Genomic DNA, 25,784 nt, shown 5'->3' on the forward strand with positions numbered 1-25,784 from the left:
AAAGGCCGTCTGAAACCATTTCATGTTTCAGACGGCCTTTTCATTTTGGTTTTAAATCAAAACTTCGTTATTCTGCAGTAGCCGGTTTGGCCGCAGTTTTAATGGTTAAGGTCACCGCTGCGGCAATGGCCAGGGAAACACCGGCAAAAGTCATCGCGTTGGCAGGGTTTGAACCCAAGAAAGTTCTGTACACCCAGCCGAAAGATACGGTTTCAATCAGCATTGGAATCACAATCATCATGTTCACAATACCCATGTACACGCCGTAACGTTCTTTAGGGATAGAGCCGACCACAATCATAAACGGCACGCCCATCATACTTGCCCAACCGACACCGAAACCAATCATCGGCGCAAACATCAGGTATTTATTACCGATGTGCGGAATGGTAAGCAATGCCAGCGCGGCAAGGGTTACGGCAAAGGCGTGAACATATTTGGCGGCGTATTTGCGCGCCATCCACATCAGGCCGAAAGCGGAGATAAAGGTTACCACGTTGTAAAAACCGTTTACCAGGCCGGTCCATGCAACCGCTTGGCTATACGCTTCGGTATTTTCAACGGTCGAATCCCAGACGGATTGGACGATACTGTGGGAAATATATTGCCAGTAGATGAAGAGCGCGTACCATTGGAAGAGATACACCAAGGCCAGTTGCCACAGGGCAGTCGGCATTTCGCGCACGGCAACGACAATATCTTTAACAGCATGGGCCGGACCGCTCGGCTGGGCTTTAATGGCCGCCATTTCTTCAGGGCTGGGCTCGCGTTCGGCCGTTGATAAAACGGTAACCAAAACCGAACCGATGGAGCAGACCGCACCAATATAAAACGAACCGAATACCCAATACGGAATGCCCGCTTCGGAGGTTTGTTGCAACCAGCCGATTTGTTGGAAGATGTAGAGGGAAACGTTGGCCAGGGTAATACCCAAACCGGTAAACACGGACTGCATCAAGAAACCGGTGGATTGCTGGTGTTCAGGAACGGTATCGGCAATAAAGGCACGGAAAGGTTCCATTGCCGTGTTGTTGCTGATGTCCAAGAGCCACAGCAGCAATACAGCCACCCATAATGCGGTAACGTGCGGATAGATAAAGAGACAGAGGCTGCAACCGATGGCGCCAATCAAGAAATACGGGCGGCGGCGACCTAATCCCGGCACCCAAGTGCGGTCACTCATCGCACCAATCATCGGCTGCACCAGCAAACCGGTAATCGGACCTGCCATATTCAAAATCGGCAACTGGCTCGGGTCGGCATGAAGAAAGCTGAAAATCGGATTAATCGCAGTTTGCTGCAACCCGAAGCTATATTGAATACCGAAGAAACCGAAGTTCATCAGCATAATCTGGCGAAGTGTCATCGCCACTTGTGGGGAGATTTTCATAGGAAGGCTACTCCTGGGTAATAAACTATGGAAACAACAAACTCCAATTTCAGCGGTATGACGCTTTTATTGTATTTGGGCTGCCCTTTTTACTGAAGCAACTCCGTTTTCAGACGGCCTTTATTTTGACCGTTTACATGAATCTTATTTTGATGTGTGTTTGTGTTGTTTAAAGCTTATTATTTTCAGGCCGTCTGAAACTATTTATTAATCACAGACTGACGCCAGATGGTTTCCCCAACGACCTTGACTGGCTGAACCGCACCGGCCGGGTGTTCAATATGTCGAAACAGCAAATCCGCCGCCATCGCACCCATACGCAGATACGGCAGCTCGGTGCTGGTCAACGGCGGAAACAGCGTCTCCGCAATCGCGCTGTGATTATCATAGCCGGCAACCGAAACTTGCTCGGGAACCCGCACGCCGCGCGTCCTCAAAATCCCGTACACGCGTACTGCCATTTCATCGTTACCACAGCAAATTACCGTCGGCGGAAGCGGCAAAGACAACAGTTTCAAAATAGCCGAAATCAAAGATCCGCTGTCATTGCTGAAGTCAGGATAACCAGTTTGCACCAAATCAGGATCGAAGACAATATCCGCATCAGCCAAAGCACGGCGGTATCCGGCCAATCTCAATCTCGTCGCTTCCACGCCCGGCTGCAAAGTTACATAAGCAATCCGTTTGTGCCCGCTTTGGATAATCCGGCGCACCAAGCCATACTGCCCTGCTTCGTCGTCCGGCAAAACCGACGGCGTACCTGCCAAATCAAAACAGTTGACCAACACCATCGGGCAACGGTTGGGCACTTCCGGCAGCAATACTTCCTGATGGAAACCTGCCACATATAAAATCCCCTCAGCACGATGCTCCATAAAGGTACGGATCAGCGGCTCCATCTGACCGGGCTGCCCCGGCTTGTTGTCGATGTCGGCAATCATCAAAATCTTGCCTTGTGCGCGAATCTGCTGCTGAATGCCCTTAATCAAGAACATATCCGGTATACCGTGTCCGCCCGTATTCTCGCCTGTCCGCGAAATAGCGCCGGTAATCAAACCGACCAATCCGGAACGGTGTGACCGCATAATCCGCGCCGCAGAAGACGGGATATAGCCCAAAGCAGCAATCGCTGTTTCTACTTTGAAACGGGTTTTATCACTGACCGGCGCATCGCCGTTAATCACTCGGCTGACCGTCTTGGGAGATACCCCGGCATAAGCAGCGACATCATAAATTGTAGCCATCTTACGAACCCGCCCCGACAGGATTTCAATAATGTTACATAGGATAACACAGCAGACATCGGTGTCATACCCCCTTTTTTACAGAAACTTGATGATAATCAACCGTTTCTATTGCATTTTGCATACATTTCTTAAATAAAACCGACCCTACCATCTCCCAAAAGTTGTCCAAATTTGTTAAACTACAAACAACTACAAAAAGCAGAAAATAGATACCCTGCTTGTTTACCGTTACATACTAAGGAAACGAGATGTCCGCATACTCAGATGCATGGCAAGCCTTGGAAGCCCATCATGCCGATACTCAACACGTTACCCTGCGCGAACGCTTCGCCGCAGATGCCGAACGTTTCAACAATATGCACGAAATTCTGCACGGCTTGTTATTTGATTACAGCAAAAACCGTCTAGATGAAAACACCCTGGATTTATTGTGTCAACTGGCCGAAGCAGCCGATTTGCCACAATATATGCAGGCCATGAGCAGCGGTGAAAAAATCAACACCAGCGAGCACCGCGCCGTCCTCCACACTGCCCTGCGCCTGCCTGCCAATGCCAAACCTGTTTACGTCGACGGCGAAAACATCGTGTCCAAAGTTCATCACGAACTCAACCGCACCCTCGAATTCGCACGCCAACTTTTAGACGGCACCCACGCAGGCATTACCGGCAAACCCATTACCGATTTGGTTCACATCGGTATCGGCGGCTCCGATTTAGGCCCGCGTATGGCCACACAGGCGCTGCAACCTTATTGGCAAAACATCCGCGTCCACTTTGTCAGCAACTCCGATGATGCCGACCTGACCCAAACCCTTCTCGGCCTCAACCCCGAAACCACCGTATTCAGCATTGCCAGCAAATCGTTCCGCACACCGGAAACCCTGCTCAATGCCTACGCTGCGCGTACTTGGTACCGCGATGCAGGTTTGCCTGATTCCGGCATCTACCGCCACTTCTGCGCCATTTCCGCCGATGTGGCCGCAGCCCAAAACTTCGGCATCTCCCCCGACAAAGTTTTCGCCATGTCCGACTGGGTCGGCGGCCGCTATTCCGTCTGGTCGCCCATCGGCCTGCCGCTGATGGTTGCCGTCGGCGAAAAAGCGTTCCGCAAAATGCTGGCCGGCGCACACGCGATGGATACCCATTTCTTCGAAACGCCATTCCGCCACAACATTCCCGTCCTGATGGCGCTCATCAACGTTTGGTACAACAACTTCCAACATTCAGACGGCCAAACCGTTGTCCCATACAGCCACAACATGCGCCTCTTTACCCCGTGGCTCAACCAGCTCGATATGGAAAGCCTCGGCAAACAGCGTACTTCAGACGGCCAACCCGTTTCCTGCACCACCGGCGGCATTGTCTTTGGTGATGAAGGCGTCAACTGCCAACATGCCTACTTCCAGCTTCTGCACCAAGGCACGCGTCTGATTCCCGTTGATTTCATCGTCCCCATGACCACAATCTACGGCAACCACCGTCAACACCGCTTTACCGTTGCCAATGCTTTCGCCCAAGCCGAAGCGCTGATGAAAGGCAAGACCTTAGACGAAGTGCAAATCGAATTGGCCGCCCTGCCCCAAGACGAACGCGACCGCCTTGCGCCGCAAAAAGAATTCCCCGGCAACCGTCCGAGTAACAGCCTGCTCATCGACAGCCTGACGCCTTTCAACCTCGGCATGCTGATGGCCGCCTACGAACATCGCACCTTCGTTCAGGGCGTGATTTGGCGTATCAACCCCTTCGACCAATGGGGCGTGGAATACGGTAAAGAGCTGGCCAAAACCATCGAACCCGAACTCGAACGCGGCACGCCGGCACACGACAGCTCCACCAACGGTCTGATTGCCTTCTACCGCAACTGCAACGCAGCATCGAAGGCCGTCTGAAAATGAAAATATCCGTAAAACAAACATCTCTGCCTGTCTTACGGACATTTCAAAACCTGATCAACTTGTTCCAACAAAAGGCCGTCTGAAACTTAATTTGTTAAAGTTTCAGACGGCCTTTTATTATTCAATAAAGATAGCAGAAGTTCATTCGCCATATCCCCCATCTTTGCTACAATATCCCTTTTCTTTTTTATTGATTCCACTATGACAACCGCACCCCAACCCAGCACTTGGCGCAAGATTTTTTCGCGCAAAATGCTGATTTGTATCTTTACAGGCTTCACTTCGGGGTTGCCGCTTTATTTTCTGATCAACCTGATTCCGGCATGGTTGCGCAGCGAACATGTTGATTTGAAAACCATCGGCCTGATGGCACTTATCGGGCTGCCTTTCACTTGGAAATTTATCTGGTCTCCCGTCATTGATTTGGTCAGATTACCTTTTTTAGGACGGCGACGCGGTTGGATGCTGGTTACGCAAATTGGTTTACTGCTGACCTTGCTCATTTACGCCTTCCTAAATCCTGCTCAGCATTTATATGTAATTATGGGCTTATCGTTGGTGGTCGCCTTTTTCTCTGCCAGTCAAGATATTGTATTGGATGCATTTCGCCGCGAAATTTTGTCAGATGAAGAATTAGGCTTAGGCAACTCTATCCACGTCAATGCCTACCGTATTGCCGCTTTGGTACCTGGTTCGCTCAGCTTGATTTTGGCCGACTTGATGCCTTGGCACAACGTATTCATCATTACTGCACTATTTATGCTGCCCGGTCTGCTGATGACCCTGTTTTTAGCTAAAGAGCCTGACATTCCACCATCTGTGTCGCGTACATTTGCCCAAACAGTCTCTGACCCTTTCAGTGAGTTCTTCTCCCGCAAAGGAATCAAACAGGCCATATTGGTATTGCTGTTTATCTTTCTCTACAAACTGGGCGACAGCATGGCCACTTCTTTGGCTACACCTTTTTATCTGGACATGGGATTCAGCAAAACCGACATCGGCCTCATTGCCAAAAATGCCGGTTTATGGCCTGCTGTCATTGCCGGTATTGTAGGCGGTATTTGGATGATAAAGCTCGGTATCAATAGAGCTTTGTGGATTTTCGGCGTGGCGCAATGGGTTACTATTCTAGGCTTTGCCTGGTTGGCAAATTTTGGCAAGTTTGAAACCATCACACTGACAGAGCAAATGATGCTTGCAGCTGTAATTGGTGCAGAAGCAGCAGGCGTAGGTCTGGGTACAGCGGCGTTTGTTGCCTATATGGCTCGTGAAACCAATCCTGCATTTACGGCCACACAATTAGCCCTCTTTACCAGCCTGTCAGCCGTTCCACGTACATTTATCAATGCTTCGGCAGGCTATCTGATTGAAGCGATGGGTTACTTCAATTTCTACTGGCTGTGTTTCGCTTTGGGCATACCGGGCATGTTGCTGCTGTTTAAAGTGGCACCGTGGAATGGCGAAAAAGAGAGTAACTAGATTGCCAGTCTAAAACTTCTAGTAAAACAAAAGGCCGTCTGAATGTTCAGACGGCCTTATCATACAAAAGCTTTATTCGGCAGCAGGTTTGACAGTACTACGGACATCGCCGCTTTTTTCTTTATGTTTCAAAACAGCGCGGTCGAGCTTGTCCATCAAAACATCAATCGCGGCGTACATATCCTGTTCAATCGCTTCAACGTGCAAATCTTTACCTGCCAGATGGACATCGGCTTCGGCTTTCTGGCTGACTTTTTCCACCGAGAGCGTGATGGTCACGGAAATGATGTTGTCGGCGTGGCGACTGATTCGTGCCAACTTGTCGGAAACGTAGTTTTTGATGGCTTCGGTAACATCAAAATTCAGACCGGTGATTTTCAGATTCATGATACAGCTCCTTCGGTTGATTAGTCCGTCAAAACGGATCGGAATATATCTACTCGGTAAATTTTCGTTTGTGTGCCGGTGGTATGTCTAATGATTCTCTATATTTTGCAACTGTACGTCTGGCGATTTCAATGCCGCGTTGTTTTAATAATTTGACGAGGGTCTCGTCCGAATAGGGTTTGCTGCTGTCTTCACTTTCAATCAGCTGGCTCAATACGGCTTTGATTGCGCCTTGGCTGAACCCTTCGCCATCATCATCGGCATTAACTGCCTGTGTGAAGAAATAGCGTAACGCAAACAGGCCGCGCGGGCAAGACAAATATTTCTGGTTGGCGGCGCGCGAAATGGTGCTTTCCGCCAAACCCAATTCGGCGGCGGCATCTTTCATCAGCATGGGCGACAGGCCGATTTCTCCGAAGATAAAAAAATCTTCCTGATTTTTGACGATATACTCGGCAAGGCGGAGGACCGTACTTTTACGCAGCTCCAAAGAATCAATGCGCTGCTTGGCTTCGTTGATTTTTTCCTTCCACTCCGGTGCCCCCTCTTCCGCCGCCTTCATCAGGTCGCAATACTCCTGATTGAGCTGCAGCTTCGGCCAAGCCGCCTCGTTGCTGATGACTTCCCAGCCATCCTTGCCCTCTTTGACCCAAACGTCAGGCTGAATATAAGGCGTGGGCGTGGCAGAGGCGAAGCCGTAGGCCGGATAGGGATTGAGCTCGGCAATCATATCGAGCGCAGCTTCTATGGTTTCGCTATCGGTATCTGGATAGAGTTTGCGGAAACGCAGAACGTTTTGTTTGCGGTTTTTGCCTAACTCTTGAAGCGAACTTTGCACCAAATGCGCGGCCATTTGTCTAGCCGGAGAAGCCGGCAAACGCATCAGCTGCAGCATGAGCGACTCGGTCAAGTCGGCCGCCGCCACGCCGGGCGGCTCAAAGGTTTGCAATACATCCAGCGCGTTTTGCAGGGCCTCTTCGTCCAGCATCCATTCTAACGGCGTGTGGTCGATGATTTCTTCGAGACTGTCGGTGAGGTAGCCTTGTTCGTCCAAAAAATCAATCAAGACGTGAACATAGGCTGCTTCCACTTGCGAAAGCGGATGCTCGCACACTTGGGCATGCAGATAGTGTTTGAAATCCTCTTCTTCGGCGATGTTGCTCCAAATATCTTCGGCATCGTCGCCACTCAACTGCTGACCTGCGCGCGGCATGGTTACCGCACGGTTGAGCCCGCTATCGGCAAACTCATCGGTTTCCGGACGCTCAAGCAGAGGATTGTCTGACAACCAGTCTTCCACTTCGCGCTCAAGCTCAAGACCTGACATCTGCAAGATGCGCAAAGACTGCTGCAGCCGCTGGTTGAGCTGCTGGGTCTGTTTGAGTTTAAGGACGAGTGAAGACATAATGTTTGATAGTAAATGTGCTTTATGGATTTCAGACGGCCTGTATCTGACGGGCCGTCTGAAAGTATCAAATATATTGTTTATATATTGGATGATTATTTCAATATATTATTCTTTTATCAACCGATAAATGAATTATTCAACAGTAGAGATGGTTTCTAACGGTAAAGCAAACGTAATAGGCAGAACAAAAACCATGGTAACAGGCTTCCCGCGATAGGTAGCAGGTTGAAATTTTGTCTTCAAAACTGCTTTTCGTCCTGCCGCATCTAAACGCGGGGACCCACTACTCTTTTGTATCCATACAAATGCTTTGCCATCTATATTGATAAAGACATTTAATACCACAGTCCCTTCCTCGCCATTCTCTGTAGAAAGCTGTGGATAAGGTGGGGGAGCAACTTGGACAGGTTTCGTCTTTATCTCTTCTTTGAATCCATTTGGCACAGTATAAAAGAATCTGAATTTTTTAAGGCTTTCCAGTGTCTTACAATCCGTTTGTTGGGTTTTCTGATTATAAGTACACTCTTTATAAGGCTCGACTTGTTTTGGCAAACCTACTTCTTGAGCAAGTTTCAACAATTCCAGCGCATCCACTTCCCAATGGAGGCTTTTTCCCAGCTTACCCTCTTTATCCACGATAGCTGTCGCCGTTACGATACCGGTTATCGGCTTGCCATTTTTATCTATCACGCCTTGGCGCACACCCATATTCTGCAATGGCAGTTCTGGCATTGCATGCACGGCAGTAGCTGCCAAAACGGCAAAGGAAGACAAAAAAATTCGTTTCAACACAGATACACCTTTTCAGACGGCCTAAACTCAATATTTGAAATTTTCACCCAAGTAAACCGAACGGACTTGTTCATTGTTGACCAAATCATCCGGCTTGCCTGAAGCCAATACCGTACCGTCGCTGATGATGTAGGCACGGTCGCAGATGCTGAGGGTTTCGCGCACGTTGTGGTCGGTAATCAATACGCCGATACCGCGTGATTTGAGGAACTCGATGATTTTCTGAATATCGATGACGGCAATCGGGTCAACGCCGGCAAAAGGTTCGTCCAACAAAATGAAACGCGGCTGCATGGCCAACACGCGCGCGATTTCGACACGGCGGCGTTCGCCACCAGACAAGGACGGCGCAGGGTTGTTGCGCAGGCGCTCGATATTCAAATCTGCCAACAGTTTTTCAAGTTCAGCATCGATGCGGCTTTTGTCCTTCATGCTGATTTCCAAAATGGCGCGGATATTTTGTTCCACGGTCATTTTGCGGAAAATCGAGGCCTCCTGCGGCAGGTAGCCGACGCCGAGGCGGGCGCGTTCGTGAATGGGCAGGTGGCACAACTCTTGGCCGTCCAGCATCACACTGCCTGCATCGGCGGCAATCAGGCCGACTATCATGTAAAAGCTAGTGGTCTTACCCGCGCCGTTGGGGCCGAGCAGGCCGATGACTTCGCCGCTTTCGATTTCAAGGGAGAAGCTTTTGACGACTTGGCGTTTTTTGAAACTTTTTTGCAGGTTTTGAACCACAAGACGGCTGTTGTTTGCGCTCATATTCTGTTGACTTTCGATATTGACCTCAGGCCGTCTGAACCTTTTTCAGACGGCCTTTTTGTGTGTTTTCTTATTTGTTTTTCTGCGTGCTGGACGGCTGGATGACCACGCTGACGCGGCCGGATTTCGCGGCGGATTTCACACCGGATTTGGCGCTGCCGTTGATGGTGTAAACCTCGGTTTTGGTGTTGTAGGTAATGACCGCACCTTCGGCCACATCGCCGCCGCGCTGTACTTTGGCATTGCCGGTCAGGGTAACCAGACTGGCTGCGGAAGAATACGTTACAGTATTGGCTTGGCCGTTGACCACGCCTTTGCCGCCGTCCAACTCTTGGCTGAATTTGACGGGCGAGCCGGTGGCTTTCATCAACTGCTCGCTTTTGTCGTTGCGCGAAACGGTCACGCTGCCGGCACGGATATTGAGCGTGCCTTGTTTGATGATGACGTTGCCGAAGAAGGTAGTGCTTTGGTTGTTTTGGTCAAGCGAGCCTTGGTCAGCTTCGATTTGAATCGGCTGCTTGCTGTCGCTTTGCAGGGCAAAGGCCGGGCTGGCGGCAAAAACGGCAACAAGGGCTAAGGTTTTACAAATTTTTTGTATCATAAATTGTGGCTTTCACTTTGGAAGGGAAATTCAGCAAACCGGTTTTGTGGTCATAAGTCATGCCGTTTGCCTGACCGCCGGACTGTCCGTATTGGAAAGTAACGGGGCTGTCGGTATGGGCGTATTGCGCTTCGGTATCAACATTCAAACGTTCGGTTTTGACGATGCCGGCCAAACGCTTGGCATCTGCCGCTTTATTTAAGACAACATTCTGTTCAAAAACGACTTTTTTGTTTTGAATATTGTACGCTGCCTTATCGCTGCCGACTTCATACAGCAGGCTGCCGTCGCGGTAAAACGAAAGATGTGGTTTGTCCAAATGCACGTCTGCGCTATTCGGATATTGGACGGCATCGACCGCGCTCAGGTTTTCTTTCAGACGGCCTTCTTGGTCAAAACGTTTGCCGTTGATGCCTTTCATCGAATATTGCGGCTCATTCGGATTGAGGACGACTTCTTCGACCTGCACTTCGCTGATGCGGCCGAGCCACGCCGCCAGTGCGCCGAGTGAAACGGCCAACACCAGCGGAAAGGCGATTCCGTAACGCCATCTGATTTTCATCGTACATACTCTTTCAAAGCAGGTTCAAGCGTACCTTGCGCCTGCATAATCAAATCGCACACTTCACGCACCGCACCTGCGCCGCCGGATCGTCGGGTTACATAATGGGCGTATTGCAAAGTAAACCAATGCGCCTCAGGAACGGCGACCGCCAATCCGCAACGCACCATCACGGGCAAATCGACAACATCGTCGCCGACAAAGGCGCACTCATGCTCCTCCACACCGGCCTGTTCGCGTAATTGGGCGTAGGCGGCACGTTTGTCGTGAATGCCTTTGAAGTAATAGTTGATACCGAGCTGCTTCACGCGGATACCGACGGAAGGTGCATCGCGGCCGGTAATAATCGCTGTTTGCACGCCACTGGCCTGAAGCATTTTCAAACCGTGTCCGTCCAAAGTGTGGAACGATTTGATTTCTTCGCCGTTGTCGCGGATAAAAATGCGGCCGTCGGTCAAAACGCCGTCCACATCCAGTATCAGCAGTTTGATACCTAAAGCACGTTGTTGCAGGTCGGAAGAGAGGTTTTGCATAAGGTTTCCTTATTTCAGACGGTCTATTCTAGCATAAGGCCGTCTGAAAACGTTTTTGCCGTCGTTTCAGACAATTCGTGCCATCAATAAATCGTGCATATTCAGCGCACCAATCAATACGCCGTTTTCTTCTACCACCAGCAAACCGTTCACATGGCCGCTTTGCATGGCTTTCAGAGCTTCGGTGGCAAGGCGGTCGGCGGAAATGGTTTTCGGCGAAGCGTGCATGATGTCGTCCACTTTCAAACCGGCAAAGCTGTCGCGTTCTTGAAACAGACGGCGCAAGTCGCCATCGGTAAATACGCCTTTCAGACGGCCTTCGGCATCGGTTACCGCCAGCATGCCCAAGCCTTTTTCACTCATGCGGACAATGGCCTCTTTCAACGGCGTGCCCAACAAAACGGCTGGCAGGGCTTCTTCTTTGTGCATGATATCCGCCACGCGCAACAGCAGGCGTTTGCCCAAGCTGCCGGCAGGATGGCTTAAAGCAAAATCATCCGGCGTAAACGCTCGCGCCTGCAGCAATACCACCGCCAGCGCATCCCCCAACGCCATCACGGCGGTCGTACTGGAAGTCGGTGCGAGGCCGAGCGGACAGGCTTCTTTAGAAACCGCCGCGGTAATATGGATATCGGCATGACGCGCCATGGTGGAAGTCGGATGGGCAGTGATACAAATAAGCGTGATGTTTTTGCGTTTCAATGCCGGAATAATCGCTGCAATTTCATCGCTTTCGCCGGAATTGGAAATGGCAACCACGACATCGTGGTCCACAATCATGCCCAAATCGCCGTGCGCCGCTTCGGCAGGATGGACGAAAAACGCAGGCGTACCGGTGGAAGCCATGGTTGCCGCCATTTTGCGGCCGATGTGTCCGGACTTGCCCATGCCGGTAATGACGACCCTGCCCTTGCAGTGCAACAACGCTTCTGCCGCACGGACAAAATCATGATCCAAAGCCGCTGCAATTTCACGCAAACCTTCGGCTTCCGTATCTAATACATCGCGCGCCCAGTCGAGATAAAGTGTGTTTTCCGCCATCAAAGCCACCTTTCGTGCTTGAATTTAGGTTTGTTTTGCCCAAATTAATCGGCTGTAAACTGTTCAAATTCATCGAATCGGCGTAGCATTACCGCCACTTCACAAACAAACCTATTATGTAAAAGGAATCAGAGATGACTATTTTATCGGACGTTAAAGCATTAGGACAACAAATCTGGTTGGACAATCTCTCCCGTTCGCTGGTACAAAGCGGCGAATTGGCAGAAATGCTGAAGCAAGGCGTGTGTGGCGTAACTTCCAATCCTGCCATTTTCCAAAAAGCCTTTGCCGGAGATGCCCTGTACGCCGATGAAGTAGCCGCGCTCAAACAGCAAGACCTGACCCCGAAACAACGCTACGAAACCATGGCGGTTGCCGACGTACAAGCCGCTTGCGACGTATGTCTTGCCGAACATGAATCCACCGGCGGCAAAACCGGCTTCGTCAGCCTCGAAGTTTCGCCTGAATTATCCAAAGACGCACAAGGCACGGTTGAAGAAGCGCGCCGCCTGCACGCCGCCATCGGCCGTAAAAATGTCATGATTAAAGTACCGGCAACCGACGAAGGCATCGAAGCGCTTAAAATCCTCGTTTCAGACGGCATCAGCGTCAACCTGACCCTGCTCTTCTCCCGCGCCCAAACCCTCAAAGCCTATGCGGCCTACACGCGCGGCATTGCCAAACGTTTGGAAGCAGGACACGACGTTTCCCATATCCAAGTTGTCGCCAGCTTCTTTATTTCCCGTGTCGATGCCGCATTGGACGCCACCCTGCCCGACCACCTCAAAGGCAAAGTCGCCATTGCGCTGGCCAAAGCCGCCTATCAAGATTGGGCGCAATACTTCGGCAGCAGCGAATTTGCCGCACTTGCCGAACAAGGTGCCAACCGCGTACAACTTCTGTGGGCATCTACCGGCGTGAAAAACCCTGCCTATCCTGACACTTTGTACGTTGACAGCCTGATTGGCGCCCATACCGTCAACACCGTTCCCGATGCCACACTCAAGGCCTTTATCGACCACGGCACCGCCAAAGCCACTTTGACCGAAGGTGTGGACGAAGCCCAAGCGCAGCTTGCCGAAACCGCGAAACTCGGCATTGATGTCGAAACTTTGGCAACGCGTTTGCAGGAAGACGGTTTGAAACAATTTGAAGACGCTTTTGCCAAACTGCTTGCTCCCTTGGCTTAAGCGGATTGAACGGACGGCCGAGAAACTTAAATCATTTTGAAACGTCTCAGGCCGTCTGAAACCCAAATTCGGGCGTGTACGGCACGCCCTTTTCTATCACGATTTGAATACCGTGCAGGCATACTTCCCCTGCCCTACAAAACCACCCTGCCATGTATATAGGACGTTTCGCCCCCAGCCCTACCGGCCTGCTTCATATCGGCTCCCTACTGACCGCCGTTGCCTCCTATGCCGATGCGCGCGATCATCAGGGCAAATGGCTGGTCCGCATTGAAGACCTTGACCCCCCGCGCGAAATGCCCGGCGCCGCTGCCGACATTTTGCGCACGCTTGAAGCTTTCGGTTTTGAGTGGGACGGCGAAGTCGCCTATCAAAGCCGCCGTTACGACCTATATCAAGACACCCTCGACCGCCTCAAAGCGGCCGGGCTGGTGTATCCCTGCTATTGCAGCCGCAAAGACTGGCAGGCGGCGGCAACACATGGCGCAGACGGATTTGTGTATAACGGCCGTTGCCGCAATCCTCAGCAAAGGCCCGACACGCAAAACAAAACGCCGGCATGGCGTATTCAAGTGCCCGATCGCGTGATCGGTTTTTCAGACGGCATTGTCGGACATTACGTACAAAATCTGGCACACGACATCGGCGATTTCGTCCTGCTTCGTGCCGACGGCTATTGGGCATATCAGCTTGCCGTGGTTGCCGACGATGCCGATCAGGGCATAACGCATATTGTCCGCGGTCAGGACTTGCTCGTCTCCACACCGCGCCAAATCTATCTGCAACAATGCCTCGGCGTTCCCACACCGGCCTACGCCCACCTTCCCCTGTTGACCAACAACCAAGGGCAAAAATGGTCGAAACAAACCCTTGCCCCGGCTTTGGATTTGAATCAAAAAGAACAGCTTCTCCGCCAAGTCCTAACCTACCTCAACCTACCCGATGCACCTACCGTGAACCATCCTCAAGAATTGCTCGATTGGGCGGTGGCACACTGGCAAATGGACAAAATCCCAAAATCGTCCATTATCACAGACTGAATTAGCACGATTACAACAAAATTACTCTAGGTATTACAATATTTCATAAAATTATGTAAGTAATCTTCCGATTCATCCCAAACCATGCCCAAGAAGCGAAAAATCATGTATATTTCAAAAATTTCCTAAAATTGTCACAAACTGATAATTTCAAGGTTGTAACAACATACGGCTGACGCGTTATTGAGGATGACAAAGCGCGGCAGATCTCCCACGATACAACAAAAAGAATACCGCTATGCCAAGTGCCATTATTGTAGAAGACGAAGTATTAGCAGCAGAACGCTTACGTGTATTATTGGAAGAGTGCAATGTCGTACTGCTCAACGTCTTTCACCATGCCATGCCAGCATTGGAGTGGCTGAGCGTCCACGAAGTCGACATCGTCTTTGCCGACATCGGCATGCCGGAAATCGACGGTCTCGAATTTGTCGAACGCATTAAGCGTACCGCCAAACGCCAGCCGGAAATTGTATTCACCACAGCCTACGAAGAACACGCCCTGCGCGCCTTTGAGCTGGCTGCCGCAGACTATCTGCTCAAACCGATCAAAATGACTCGCCTGCAAACCGCGCTTGACCGCATCATCGAGAAAAACCGCGAAAAAGCAGACAGTTTCACCCATTTCAAAGTCTACAACCGCGAACGCATGGTCGAAATCCCATGGCAACAGGCGCGTTACCTGATGGCGGAACACAAAACCGTCTATCTGTTTACTGGCGACGGCCACAGCTACGAATTACCGAAGACCTTGGTTTACTGGGAAGAATTACTGGGCGACAAAGTCATCCGTATCCACCGCAATGCCCTCGTCTTCCGCCACACCCTCGACAGCCTGATTCGACTAGACGATGACGAAAACGACGAATCCGCATCCACATGGGGCGCAAAAATTCTTGATATTCCGACCCCGTTGCCCGTCAGCCGCCGACAACTGTCCACCCTGCGGAAAATCATTAAAAACAGCATCTAATATGTACTCCTTAACTCGTTGTCCTTAAATTAAAGGCCGTCTGAAAAGATATCTTCAGACGGCCTTTTAACTTCTCAGCCAAATAGTAGAAATTTAAAAAAAGAATAACCTAAGTCTGTCGTTTAGCTTTATCCAAGTTCTCAATTTGATCAAACCTTGTTTTGCTTTCAAACAAGCTTTTCTATCCACCAATCCAACATCTTTGAATTACTACTACTCAACAGAAAAGGCCGTCTGAACAATTCAGACGGCCTCGATACTTAAGCCTTACAGATTAAAAGAACAATTCACGCCAGCTGATGCGTTTCAGTCCGCATGTACGGCCTTGAACTTCCAGACTGTCCAATTGATTGGACAAGAGACTGCGATCGCCTTTGGTTGCAAAACATTTATTGTTTGGCACGCTCGGCGTAGCGTTCAGCTCCTTATCCGTACCCGTGCCGCCGCTATCGCCATCGGCAGTGACCGGAGAATCGTCGGCTTTGCTGGAATTCATATAAGTAAAGTTGATAACGCCATCAAAAGTCATACCGTTGGCGTAATAAATCTGGCCATTATTTTCACGTTTGATAAACGTGCGATCCTTACTGGAGATACGCGCATCACGCAAGCCCAAACGGCCGCCGTTTTCAGCATTTACGCCCAGAATAATCGTTTTCGCTGTCGTTTGCGTGGATGTACTGTCTGGCAAACAAACATCTGTACTGGAAGAATCAGTATGAATTGTTTTGGTTTCATACTTGCGGATGGTCACAACGGCTGTACGCAAAATCATGGTTGGTTTGACGGTCACACGTTCATTCGGACCCAAAGTAAGGCTCCAGCCTTTTTTGCCTTCGCCAACCTTATTGTCGCTGACATAAATGTGTTCGCCGTCACTTTCTCTGGTTTGCTGTTCCAACTCACTACTTTTCGCCAAAACCGCTTTTTTAGATTCATCAGGAGACACATCGTCGTAAATACCATAAACGGCATTGATTTGACCGTTGGTACCTTCTAATTCATTCTGATAAATCTCGCTACCCGTACCAAAAATGACGACATACTTATCTTTACTGCGGCGTGATACCGCAGGCGCAGAAGTAATCGGTTGATTACCCGATCCTTGGAAAATCATTTGCGCAGACCATTTGGACGGAGTTTCACCACTCAAGTCAAAGCGGAACATATTGCCGTAACGGTCGCCGGCATAAGCAATATCGACAATACCGTCAAAATCGGTGTCTACCAAAGTAGGGGTAGAGAGGCCGCCTTTGCCATTCGGCGCAGGAATTTTAGCCAAGAGCTTGCCGGCTTCAGAAACATTTTTACCGGTATCTTGCGTACCAGCTTCTTTACCCGTCATATCATAGATATACAAAGCTGTTTCATTGTCGGTACTGTTCACATCTTCAGTACGATAGCCGCTGGCCAAGAAACCCGCATAGCGCACATTAGATTCCAGCTTGACCGGAGTAGTATCACGCTTGATAGACACACGACCAATTTGTGTCGAACCAATGGTATAACCCAGCGTATTGCCAGAGCCTTTTTTTGTTTCAAACAAAGGCACAGTCGTATTCCAACCACTACGATCACTGTTAGCTACCGCACCAATATTCAACGCATACGCACCGCGTCCACCCTGCCCCATCGCACCAAACATAAAGGTTTGCTTATCAGGCGTTTGACGGAGAACAAAACCACCATTAACCATATAGCGGTGTGGCGTGCTAGAGCCGTAACCATCGCGTGCAATATCTTTCAGAACTTTGCCCAAAGTTGTTGCTTGACCTTGATCATCCTCGCGCTCCATACCTGCCGGAATATAGCTGAGTTTCAAGTCATAAGGATTGCTAGACGTACCATTACGGAAAATATGTACCATGCCGTCATTGGCAGCGGCGACCAAAAACTCTTGACGGTTGTCGCGCTTATCGCCAATAGCCGCAACCGAACCGTCTAAAATATCGCCCAAATTGCGCTCATCTTTACTTGCGTCAGCTGGATCAGTGGGACGAATTCGATAAGACTGACTATAACCTTTTGTCTCTGCATCCGCTTTAATGGCTGCATCCGCTTTAATGGCTTCATTACTACCTGCTCGGCCAGTCCATTTCAGCAATGCATTTTTCCATTCCAACTTATCTTTCGCACTGCCGTCTGAAATGCCAAAATCGGCATTTGAAGCCTCATTATCAACTCTATCGATGAAATAGGTTTTACTGCCGTCCTTAACCAAAGTGAGGCGATTATTAAATGATGGCTGAACAAACTCGGTCGTATTGATAGGCGTACCATCACGGTTTAATTTATAAAACCGCAACTGACTGCTCCAAGAGCCGGTATTCAAATGAACCGTTGCCGCCATATTGGGAATACCTGTACTGGTCGTTGCCGGTGCAGTTGAAGATACTCCTTCAAATTTCGTATTCTTGCTGTCATTTTCAATATTGTCGACAATGGTCTTGAAAGCATCGAGCAACTTTTCAGGTTTTGCGGCATTAAAATACCATTCTGGGCGACTGGCGCCCTTTTCCAGATATTCTCTCCCGACTTTAGAAACTCCCTCACCAAAGCCCACGGTAAAAGTCTGAACCAATTGCTTGCTATAATCTACGCCTTTAGGATCGCTTGGATCACCATCCCAGCTCTTGCCTGCAGCATCTTTGCCATCTTTTTCTGTTTTGATGTCTTTTTCTGCCAAAGTCTGACTGAAGAAACGCATACCGCGTTTCTCATTACCATAGTTTCTATCCCAAATAGGAACAATGATTTCGCCGCTACCTATCCACATTCGCCTACGATAATAATCGCTATACCCGAATTTATAATCGGTATATTGGCACATCACTTTTTTTTCATGCTCCGGGATATGGGCATCATATTGATAAAGTGGCAGGTCAAAGTATCCACTAAAGCCATGGCCATCGTTGAAAAATTCACCTTTTCCATATTTATCGTCATAAGCCTTCGCTGCAGACGGCTCGAAATATTGGTATGCAGGCGTATCCGCGCTATGTTCGATGGCTCGGTAGTAGTTTGAATAGTAATAATCTCGATCGTAGTTGAAGCTGGTATTGCGCGATAAGCGAGGATCCTCACCGGCACCCTGATTGCTACAACTCATATTGGCATCACCATCAGATACCACAACAACATAAGATTTTTGACAACGGTATTTAATATTTGGGATAACGAAATTTTTGACAACTTCATAATAACGGCGCGTTGTCGGCGTACCTTGATAAGCCAGCATTTCATCTACTTTTTTACTGACATATTCCCAGTTTCGACCGGCAGAACCATCCGTAAAGCCTTCAGAATCCTTCATATCACCTTTGGTATCATCGGGTCTAGGCAGTTCTGTATATGCGTAAATAGCATTATTCTCTTGCCTTTTTTTCTCATCCCATTTCCAATACCGAGGATTATTGTGTAAAGTCTGCAAGCCCCAGTTAAACTGATCTTTATATTGCGCCAAAACCTGCTTTAATGCCGATTTTGCAATATTGATTTTTTTATTCTCATCACGAACATGATAATCACCCTTAGCATCAGCCAACATACTGCCCGAGTCATCAATCAAAAACATAATATTGTGTTTGACTTTGGGTTGGCCGCTGACATCGGTTTTGTTTTGCAGGTAAAAAGGAGTTTGGGCAAATTGCTGCGTATTTGCCTGAACAGAAATACTAATGAGCGCTAAAGCGGAAGCGACACTTGCATGAATGAGGCGATGGCGGCCTGATGGAGCGTTTTGCATAATGTGTTCTTTTTTCATCGGATAATCTCAGCTAAAAATGACGTTGTTTTTATTTTTTATAAGGTTACGATTCTAGCATAAACAGCCTGTTTCATGTTTGATTCGGCTGAATTTCCCTACACCTGCATTTCAAACACAACAAAAATGAAACAATCTGCCTGCTCAGTTTTCAGACGGCCTGACTGAATATTTAGTTCCAACCTTATTCATCAAGCATTACAAAAGCAAGGGACTGTACCGTAAAGATAAAACGTTTTTAAATTATCGATTATTGGCTCTACGCTTGAAATTCCTATTACTTTGACTTAAAATACACTGCTTCTACGGCATAGACCGCTATGTCTGAAAAAGCACGTTACACAGCAAAATCAAAGCTGCGGAGCGTGTTTTTTTTTAGCCGAGATTTCCGAAGGCTGTCTTTTTTGTAAACAATTTTTATTTTTCAGACGGCCTGACCCATTTTTTTCGAACCGACCATCATCAGGCAAACAGGATTCCATCATGACCACTCCGGCTCTTCTCGTTCTCGCTGACGGCAGCGTATTTCACGGCACATCAATCGGTTACGAAGGTTCGACTTCCGGCGAAGTCGTGTTCAACACTTCCATGACCGGCTATCAGGAAATCCTGACCGACCCTTCCTACTGCAAACAAATCGTTACCCTCACCTACCCACACATCGGCAACACCGGCACCAACGCCGAAGATGAAGAAAGCCGCAGCGTTTACGCCGCCGGTTTGATTATCCGCGACCTGCCGCTCTTACACAGCAACTTCCGCGCCTCTGAAAGCCTGCACGACTATTTGGTACGCAACAAAACCGTCGCCATCGCCGACATCGATACCCGTCGCCTGACCACCCTGTTGCGTGAAAAAGGCTCGCAAGGCGGTGCAATCTTGACCGGTGCAGATGCCACCGTTGAAAAAGCGCAAGAACTGATTGCCGCATTCGGCAGCATGGTCGGCAAAGACTTGGCAAAAGAAGTTTCCTGCACAGAAACTTACGAATGGACCGAAGGCGAATGGGAATTGGGCAAAGGTTTCGTTACCCCTTCCGAACAGCCTTACCACGTCGTCGCCTACGATTTCGGCGTCAAAACCAACATCCTGCGCATGCTCGCCTCACGCGGCTGCCGCCTGACCGTTGTTCCCGCACAAACCAGCGCGGAAGAAGTATTGGCACTCAATCCTGACGGCGTATTCCTGTCCAACGGCCCCGGCGACCCCGAGCCTTGCGACTACGCCATCAAAGCCGTACAAAAACTGATGGAAAGCGGCAAACCGATTTTCGGCATTTGCTTAGGACACCAACTGATCAGCCTCGCAATCGGCGCAAAAACCCTGAAAATGCGCTTCAGCCATCACGGTGCCAACCACCCGGTACAAGATTTGGACAGCGGCAAAGTCGTCATCACCAGCCAAAACCACGGTTTCGCCGTCGATGCAGACACCCTGCCCGCCAATGCACGCATTACCCACAAATCCTTGTTCGACAACACCTTGCAAGGTATCGAACTGACAGATAAACCTGTGTTCTGCTTCCAAGGCCACCCCGAAGCCAGCCCAGGTCCACAAGATGTCGGTTATCTGTTTGACAAATTTATTGACAATATCAAAGCAGCAAAACAATAAAGCTGATTTTTTCAGACGGCCACACTCAACTCAACAACAGGCCGTCTGAAAACCAAACCTCAAAAAATATAAATTCAGGCACACTCTCAACATCTACACAGTCTGAAACCCAACCTTCTAATCAGAAAGGAAAAACCATGACAGAAAAGCAAATGCGCATTCTTTCCGTCGTCGCCACCCTGACCGCCGTCGGTATGTACGTTTCCTACATCCCACAAATCCAAAACAACCTTGCCGGCAACCCCGGCTCGCCGCTGCAACCCCTCGTTGCCGCCATCAACTGCACATTATGGGTTGCCTACGGCTTTTTGAAAGAAAAACGCGACTACCCCGTCATGCTGGCAAACGCCCCCGGTATCATTTTGGGCTTGATTACATTTATCACTAGTTTTTAAGGAAGTTTTCAGACGGCCTGTGCAACATAAAAACGCAAAAGGTCGTCTGAAAAAGAGTCACCAAAATATCAACGGCAGGAATTTTTCAGGTAGCTTTTTATAGAAAGGCAGATGGAACAAACGCCGCGAGCGTTTTTTTCAGACGACCTCTGAACCCATCGGTAGGGTGTGTGCCGCAAGGCACGCACGCGGTGGGTTGGGATTGTAGGTAAAATAGAGAACGCATGCGTGCGTACCGCACACACCCTACATGCGGGCTACGGCTTACTCTCAAGAAGAGTCAACTAATTTTCAGATAACTTTTAAAGCAATAAAAGATCATTCAACTCTATATATACATTACTGCATCTTAAAGACTTATCATGATTACTTTAAAAAAAGATAGAAACTTAGTTTACATAAAAAACTGGTCTGACTTAGAAGAAATGGCTGGTTTTAGAAGAGAGATAAATCCAGAAGAAACCAAATTAAAAGAAATTATAGGCCAGTATAGTGGAGAACATGGAAAAGTTATATGTGGATTGAAAAATTGCCACACTCAACATCAAAATGGTTACATTGTAGTATCTACTGATGGACATATTACAAATATTGGAAAAGATTGTGGTGAAAAATATTTTGGGGTTGATTTTAAAACTATGTCATCGAAATTAACTCAAGATATCAAAGACTACACTAATCGAGAAGAATTACATACCTTCAATTTAAACATCTTAAATGAATGGTGTGAGACACGACTTAAAATTGCAAAAAATATTAATCGATATATTAGTCAATTAAGAGATGGCAAAGGAATTCCGGAAACTGTTCGAAAAAAAATTTCAAAAATGTCTAGAGATAGGACTTATCAAATAACAATTGAAAGAGAACTGACAGAAAAAGAAAAAGCTATCTACGAAAATATAGGTAGGACCGGAATTAAATATATCGAAGAAAATATAGCTACAGTTTCTGGTATAGAAGCAATGTATGATCAGAATAATTTAAAACTTCTAATTACTGATACACTAAAAAAATTTATAGAAAATTTCCCAATAGATAAAATTGATTTATTATCATCCAAAGACTTAGCATATTGGGCAAAGGAAGTAAAAGAAATTCCAAATTTAAAAAATAAAATAGATACTGCTATTAAATTTTGCGTTAATTTCCTAACCTTTGAGAATTTATTGCCATTTGAAAAAATTATTGAGAAACAGGAGGAAGTTGCAGAATGGCATAACTTTCTCAATTCATTGAAAACATTACCTTCAGTTAAAATAGATTAACTTTAGACTTAATCCAACAGGAAACATCATGCCTAAACGTACCGACCTAAAATCCATCCTTATCATCGGCGCCGGCCCTATCGTTATCGGTCAGGCCTGCGAATTTGACTATTCGGGCGCACAGGCCTGCAAAGCCTTGCGTGAAGAAGGCTATAAAGTCATTTTGGTAAACTCCAACCCTGCCACGATTATGACCGACCCTGAAATGGCCGATGTTACCTACATCGAGCCGATTATGTGGCAGACGGTAGAAAAAATTATCGCCAAAGAGCGTCCTGACGCGATTCTACCTACCATGGGCGGTCAGACCGCGCTGAACTGTGCGCTGGATTTGGCGCGCAACGGCGTGCTGGCGAAATACAATGTCGAGCTGATTGGCGCGACGGAAGACGCGATCGACAAGGCGGAAGACCGCGGCCGCTTTAAAGAAGCGATGGAAAAAATCGGTTTGTCTTGCCCGAAATCTTTTGTCTGCCACACCATGAACGAGGCTTTGGCAGCGCAAGAACAGGTCGGCTTCCCTACCCTGATTCGTCCTTCTTTCACGATGGGTGGTTCGGGCGGCGGCATTGCCTACAATAAAGACGAATTTTTGGCAATTTGCGAACGTGGTTTTGATGCGTCGCCCACGCATGAATTGCTGATTGAGCAGTCTGTTCTCGGCTGGAAAGAGTACGAGATGGAAGTTGTACGCGATAAGAACGACAACTGCATCATCATTTGCTCGATTGAAAACTTCGACCCGATGGGCGTGCATACCGGCGACTCCATCACTGTTGCGCCTGCACAAACATTGACCGACAAAGAATACCAAATCATGCGTAATGCTTCGTTGGCAGTGTTGCGCGAAATCGGCGTGGATACCGGTGGCTCAAACGTTCAGTTTGCGGTGAACCCTGAAAACGGCGAGATGATTGTCATTGAGATGAACCCACGCGTAAGCCGTTCTTCTGCGTTGGCATCTAAAGCAACGGGCTTCCCGATTGCCAAAGTAGCGGCCAAACTGGCTGTCGGCTTTACGCTGGACGAGTTGCGCAACGACATTACCGGCGGCCGTACGCCCGCGTCATTCGAGCCTTCCATCGACTATGTCGTAACCAAAATCCCGCGTTTCGCCTTTGAAAAATTCCCTGCCGCAGACGACCGCCTGACCACGCAGATGAAATCTGTGGGCGAAGTAATGGCAATGGGCCGCACCATTCAGGAAAGCTTCCAAAAAGCCCTGCGCGGCTTGGAAACCGGCTTGTGCGGCTTCAATCCGCGCAGCGAAGACAAAGCGGAAATCCGTCGCGAGCTGGCCAACCCGGGCCCTGAGCGTATGCTTTTTGTAGCAGACGCGTTCCGCACAGGCTTCACACTGGAAGAAATCCACGAAATCTGCGCCATCGATCCTTGGTTCTTGGCGCAAATCGAAGACTTGGTGAAAGAAGAAAAATCTGTTTCAAACGGCCAGTTGCAAGACTTGGATTATGCCGCTTTACGCCGTCTGAAACGCAAAGGCTTCTCTGACAAACGTTTGGCACAATTATTGAACGTAAGCGAAAAAGAAGTCCGTGAACACCGCTACGCGCTGAACCTGCATCCGGTTTACAAACGCGTTGACACCTGCGCCGCCGAGTTTGCCACTGAAACCGCCTATCTCTACTCCACTTACGAAGAAGAATGCGAATCCCGTCCTTCCGACCGTAAAAAAGTAATGATTCTCGGCGGCGGTCCAAACCGTATCGGCCAAGGTATCGAATTTGACTACTGTTGCGTTCATGCCGCACTCGCCCTGCGCGAATCCGGTTTTGAAACCATCATGGTCAACTGCAACCCGGAAACCGTATCAACCGACTTCGACACCAGCGACCGCCTGTACTTCGAGCCGCTGACATTGGAAGACGTATTGGAAATCGTCCGCACCGAAAACCCATGGGGCGTGATTGTTCATTACGGCGGCCAAACCCCGCTCAAACTGGCCAATGCCTTGGTGGCAAACGGCGTGAACATCATCGGCACATCTGCCGACAGCATCGACGCTGCCGAAGACCGCGAACGCTTCCAAAAAGTATTGAACGACTTAGGCCTGCGTCAACCGCCTAACCGCATCGCCCACAACGAAGAAGAAGCCCTCGTTAAAGCCGAAGAAATCGGTTATCCGTTGGTTGTCCGTCCTTCTTACGTACTCGGCGGCCGCGCCATGCAGATTGTTCACTCAGCCGAAGAGTTGCAAAAATACATGCGCGAAGCCGTACAAGTTTCCGAAGACAGCCCTGTATTGCTCGACTTCTTCTTGAACAACGCCATCGAAGTAGACGTAGACTGCGTTTCAGACGGCCAAGACGTCGTGATCGGCGGCATCATGCAACACGTCGAACAAGCAGGTATCCACTCCGGCGACTCCGGCTGTTCATTGCCTCCATACTCATTGGACGAAGAAATTCAAGACGAAATCCGCCGTCAAACCAAAGCCATGGCATACGCACTGGGCGTGGTCGGCTTGATGAACGTACAGTTTGCCGTACAAGACGGCGTGGTCTTCGTACTGGAAGTGAACCCACGCGCCAGCCGTACCGTACCGTTCGTATCCAAAGCTACCGGCGTACCGCTCGCCAAAGTCGGCGCACGCGTGATGGCAGGCATTTCACTGAAAGAGCAAGGCGTAGAAAAAGAAGTCATCCCAGACTTCTACGCCGTTAAAGAAGCCGTGTTCCCATTCATCAAATTCCCGGGTGTGGACACCATTCTCGGCCCTGAAATGCGCTCTACCGGCGAAGTCATGGGCGTAGGCGCAAGCTTCGGCGAAGCCTACTTCAAAGCCCAACTCGGCGCAGGCGAACGCTTAAGCACAACCGGTAAAGTATTCCTCGCCGTACGCGACGAAGACAAACCGCTCATCGTCAAAACCGCACAAAACTTCCAAGCACTCGGCTACGGTGTCTGCGCCACTCGCGGTACCGCCGAATACTTGAAAGAACACGGCATCATCGTGCAAGCGGTCAACAAAGTGCAGGAAGGCCGCCCACACATCGTGGACGCAATTAAAAATGGCGAAATCGCACTGGTGGTCAACACCGTCGGCAGCACAGTACAATCTGTTACCGACAGCCACAGTATCCGCCGCACCTCCCTCACCCAACGCGTACCGCAATACACCACCATCGCCGGCGGCGAAGCCATGAGCGAAGGCGCAAAAAGCCGCGAACACTTGGGCGTGTACAGCGTACAGGAATTGCATGGCCGATTAAAAGCAATGAAGTAAGGGAAATTTGGACTGTTTTAATTCAGCCCAAGAAGATGCAATTCAGATCCACAGATTGGATTTATGACTGAATCCATGATTACTGAAATTCATCTTGATAGTTACCCATACGTTTATTACATATGAGGCCGTCTGAAAGGCTGGTTCCCAACTTTTCAGACGGCCAAACTTATCCTCTCACAACAATAAGGAAACGTCTA

20 protein-coding genes are annotated in these 25,784 nt (G+C 49.0%); 9 read left to right on the plus strand and 11 right to left on the minus strand.

Annotated elements, in window-relative coordinates:
• Positions 1 to 67: 67 nt before the first annotated feature.
• On the minus strand, positions 68 to 1,390 hold the full coding sequence (locus DBY95_RS05945; RefSeq protein WP_107723718.1) for an MFS transporter: 1,323 nt from the start codon (positions 1,388 to 1,390) through the stop codon (positions 68 to 70).
• Between the two features lie 200 nt (positions 1,391 to 1,590).
• Positions 1,591 to 2,634, minus strand: coding sequence for a LacI family DNA-binding transcriptional regulator (locus DBY95_RS05950; protein ID WP_107723719.1), 1,044 nt, complete (start codon positions 2,632 to 2,634; stop codon positions 1,591 to 1,593).
• A gap of 251 nt (positions 2,635 to 2,885) precedes the next feature.
• Here DBY95_RS05950 and pgi point away from each other — a divergent pair, with 251 nt between their 5' ends.
• Complete coding sequence (gene pgi, locus DBY95_RS05955; protein ID WP_107723720.1) at positions 2,886 to 4,526, plus strand: glucose-6-phosphate isomerase; 1,641 nt, start codon at positions 2,886 to 2,888, stop codon at positions 4,524 to 4,526.
• A gap of 207 nt (positions 4,527 to 4,733) precedes the next feature.
• The gene (locus DBY95_RS05960) at positions 4,734 to 6,011 is read left to right on the plus strand and encodes an AmpG family muropeptide MFS transporter (RefSeq protein ID WP_234394597.1); all 1,278 of its coding nucleotides are present in this window, start codon (positions 4,734 to 4,736) and stop codon (positions 6,009 to 6,011) included.
• Between the two features lie 72 nt (positions 6,012 to 6,083).
• Here the strand turns inward: DBY95_RS05960 and hpf are convergent, their stop codons facing one another.
• From hpf to DBY95_RS06000, 8 genes are all read right to left on the minus strand, one after another.
• Positions 6,084 to 6,398 carry a ribosome hibernation-promoting factor, HPF/YfiA family gene (gene hpf / locus DBY95_RS05965; RefSeq protein WP_004518850.1) on the minus strand — a complete coding sequence of 105 codons (315 nt, stop codon included), beginning with the start codon at positions 6,396 to 6,398 and terminating at the stop codon, positions 6,084 to 6,086.
• Between the two features lie 49 nt (positions 6,399 to 6,447).
• On the minus strand, positions 6,448 to 7,803 hold the full coding sequence (gene rpoN / locus DBY95_RS05970) for an RNA polymerase factor sigma-54 (RefSeq protein WP_107723721.1): 1,356 nt from the start codon (positions 7,801 to 7,803) through the stop codon (positions 6,448 to 6,450).
• Positions 7,804 to 7,938: 135 nt separating this feature from the next.
• Positions 7,939 to 8,598, minus strand: coding sequence for an energy transducer TonB (locus tag DBY95_RS05975; protein WP_107723722.1), 660 nt, complete (start codon positions 8,596 to 8,598; stop codon positions 7,939 to 7,941).
• 27 nt (positions 8,599 to 8,625) lie between these two features.
• Positions 8,626 to 9,360 (minus strand): LPS export ABC transporter ATP-binding protein, encoded by a 735-nt coding sequence (lptB, locus tag DBY95_RS05980; protein WP_107723723.1) that lies wholly within the window; start codon positions 9,358 to 9,360, stop codon positions 8,626 to 8,628.
• 70 nt (positions 9,361 to 9,430) lie between these two features.
• Positions 9,431 to 9,961 (minus strand): lipopolysaccharide transport periplasmic protein LptA, encoded by a 531-nt coding sequence (gene lptA / locus DBY95_RS05985; RefSeq protein ID WP_107723724.1) that lies wholly within the window; start codon positions 9,959 to 9,961, stop codon positions 9,431 to 9,433.
• The gene (gene lptC / locus DBY95_RS05990) at positions 9,942 to 10,523 is read right to left on the minus strand and encodes an LPS export ABC transporter periplasmic protein LptC (RefSeq protein WP_003686789.1); all 582 of its coding nucleotides are present in this window, start codon (positions 10,521 to 10,523) and stop codon (positions 9,942 to 9,944) included. The genes lptA and lptC overlap by 20 nt, the downstream gene beginning before the upstream one ends.
• Positions 10,520 to 11,056, minus strand: a complete 537-nt coding sequence (locus tag DBY95_RS05995; RefSeq protein ID WP_003686818.1) for a KdsC family phosphatase — start codon at positions 11,054 to 11,056, stop codon at positions 10,520 to 10,522. The genes lptC and DBY95_RS05995 overlap by 4 nt, the downstream gene beginning before the upstream one ends.
• 66 nt (positions 11,057 to 11,122) lie before the next feature.
• Entirely contained in the window at positions 11,123 to 12,097 is a 975-nt protein-coding gene (locus DBY95_RS06000; RefSeq protein WP_107723725.1) for a KpsF/GutQ family sugar-phosphate isomerase, read from the minus strand.
• A 134-nt stretch (positions 12,098 to 12,231) separates the two neighbouring features.
• Between DBY95_RS06000 and tal the strand changes: the two genes are divergently transcribed.
• The 3 genes from tal to DBY95_RS06015 all read left to right on the plus strand — a co-directional run bounded on the left by tal (position 12,232) and on the right by DBY95_RS06015 (position 15,300).
• Positions 12,232 to 13,287 (plus strand): transaldolase, encoded by a 1,056-nt coding sequence (gene tal / locus DBY95_RS06005; RefSeq protein WP_107723726.1) that lies wholly within the window; start codon positions 12,232 to 12,234, stop codon positions 13,285 to 13,287.
• 152 nt (positions 13,288 to 13,439) lie between these two features.
• Positions 13,440 to 14,327, plus strand: a complete 888-nt coding sequence (gene gluQRS / locus DBY95_RS06010) for a tRNA glutamyl-Q(34) synthetase GluQRS (RefSeq protein WP_107723727.1) — start codon at positions 13,440 to 13,442, stop codon at positions 14,325 to 14,327.
• A gap of 238 nt (positions 14,328 to 14,565) precedes the next feature.
• Positions 14,566 to 15,300, plus strand: coding sequence for a LytR/AlgR family response regulator transcription factor (locus DBY95_RS06015; protein WP_036493381.1), 735 nt, complete (start codon positions 14,566 to 14,568; stop codon positions 15,298 to 15,300).
• A 274-nt stretch (positions 15,301 to 15,574) separates the two neighbouring features.
• Here the strand turns inward: DBY95_RS06015 and pilC are convergent, their stop codons facing one another.
• Positions 15,575 to 19,045 (minus strand): PilC family type IV pilus tip adhesin, encoded by a 3,471-nt coding sequence (gene pilC / locus DBY95_RS06020; protein WP_234394598.1) that lies wholly within the window; start codon positions 19,043 to 19,045, stop codon positions 15,575 to 15,577.
• Between the two features lie 501 nt (positions 19,046 to 19,546).
• Between pilC and carA the strand changes: the two genes are divergently transcribed.
• From carA to carB, 4 genes are all read left to right on the plus strand, one after another.
• Positions 19,547 to 20,677 carry a glutamine-hydrolyzing carbamoyl-phosphate synthase small subunit gene (carA, locus tag DBY95_RS06025; protein WP_107723729.1) on the plus strand — a complete coding sequence of 377 codons (1,131 nt, stop codon included), beginning with the start codon at positions 19,547 to 19,549 and terminating at the stop codon, positions 20,675 to 20,677.
• Between the two features lie 137 nt (positions 20,678 to 20,814).
• Entirely contained in the window at positions 20,815 to 21,072 is a 258-nt protein-coding gene (locus DBY95_RS06030) for a SemiSWEET family transporter (protein ID WP_016687622.1), read from the plus strand.
• 362 nt (positions 21,073 to 21,434) lie between these two features.
• Positions 21,435 to 22,340 carry a hypothetical protein gene (locus DBY95_RS06035; RefSeq protein WP_107723730.1) on the plus strand — a complete coding sequence of 302 codons (906 nt, stop codon included), beginning with the start codon at positions 21,435 to 21,437 and terminating at the stop codon, positions 22,338 to 22,340.
• Between the two features lie 28 nt (positions 22,341 to 22,368).
• Positions 22,369 to 25,584 (plus strand): carbamoyl-phosphate synthase large subunit, encoded by a 3,216-nt coding sequence (gene carB, locus DBY95_RS06040; protein WP_107723731.1) that lies wholly within the window; start codon positions 22,369 to 22,371, stop codon positions 25,582 to 25,584.
• Positions 25,585 to 25,784 lie beyond the last annotated feature (200 nt).

This window comes from Neisseria subflava, from assembly GCF_003044935.1.
Taxonomy (GTDB): domain Bacteria; phylum Pseudomonadota; class Gammaproteobacteria; order Burkholderiales; family Neisseriaceae; genus Neisseria; species Neisseria subflava_E.

Bases quoted from the DNA above. Each gene is read 5' to 3' on its own strand.
- DBY95_RS05945 (WP_107723718.1), bottom strand. From the start codon at position 1,390: ATGAAAATCTCCCCACAAGTGGCGATGACACTTCGCCAGATTATGCTG.
- DBY95_RS05950 (WP_107723719.1), bottom strand. From the start codon at position 2,634: ATGGCTACAATTTATGATGTCGCTGCTTATGCCGGGGTATCTCCCAAG.
- pgi (WP_107723720.1), top strand. From the start codon at position 2,886: ATGTCCGCATACTCAGATGCATGGCAAGCCTTGGAAGCCCATCATGCC.
- DBY95_RS05960 (WP_234394597.1), top strand. From the start codon at position 4,734: ATGACAACCGCACCCCAACCCAGCACTTGGCGCAAGATTTTTTCGCGC.
- hpf (WP_004518850.1), bottom strand. From the start codon at position 6,398: ATGAATCTGAAAATCACCGGTCTGAATTTTGATGTTACCGAAGCCATC.
- rpoN (WP_107723721.1), bottom strand. From the start codon at position 7,803: ATGTCTTCACTCGTCCTTAAACTCAAACAGACCCAGCAGCTCAACCAG.
- lptB (WP_107723723.1), bottom strand. From the start codon at position 9,360: ATGAGCGCAAACAACAGCCGTCTTGTGGTTCAAAACCTGCAAAAAAGT.
- lptA (WP_107723724.1), bottom strand. From the start codon at position 9,961: ATGATACAAAAAATTTGTAAAACCTTAGCCCTTGTTGCCGTTTTTGCC.
- lptC (WP_003686789.1), bottom strand. From the start codon at position 10,523: ATGAAAATCAGATGGCGTTACGGAATCGCCTTTCCGCTGGTGTTGGCC.
- DBY95_RS05995 (WP_003686818.1), bottom strand. From the start codon at position 11,056: ATGCAAAACCTCTCTTCCGACCTGCAACAACGTGCTTTAGGTATCAAA.
- DBY95_RS06000 (WP_107723725.1), bottom strand. From the start codon at position 12,097: ATGGCGGAAAACACACTTTATCTCGACTGGGCGCGCGATGTATTAGAT.
- tal (WP_107723726.1), top strand. From the start codon at position 12,232: ATGACTATTTTATCGGACGTTAAAGCATTAGGACAACAAATCTGGTTG.
- gluQRS (WP_107723727.1), top strand. From the start codon at position 13,440: ATGTATATAGGACGTTTCGCCCCCAGCCCTACCGGCCTGCTTCATATC.
- DBY95_RS06015 (WP_036493381.1), top strand. From the start codon at position 14,566: ATGCCAAGTGCCATTATTGTAGAAGACGAAGTATTAGCAGCAGAACGC.
- pilC (WP_234394598.1), bottom strand. From the start codon at position 19,045: ATGCAAAACGCTCCATCAGGCCGCCATCGCCTCATTCATGCAAGTGTC.
- carA (WP_107723729.1), top strand. From the start codon at position 19,547: ATGACCACTCCGGCTCTTCTCGTTCTCGCTGACGGCAGCGTATTTCAC.
- DBY95_RS06030 (WP_016687622.1), top strand. From the start codon at position 20,815: ATGACAGAAAAGCAAATGCGCATTCTTTCCGTCGTCGCCACCCTGACC.
- DBY95_RS06035 (WP_107723730.1), top strand. From the start codon at position 21,435: ATGATTACTTTAAAAAAAGATAGAAACTTAGTTTACATAAAAAACTGG.
- carB (WP_107723731.1), top strand. From the start codon at position 22,369: ATGCCTAAACGTACCGACCTAAAATCCATCCTTATCATCGGCGCCGGC.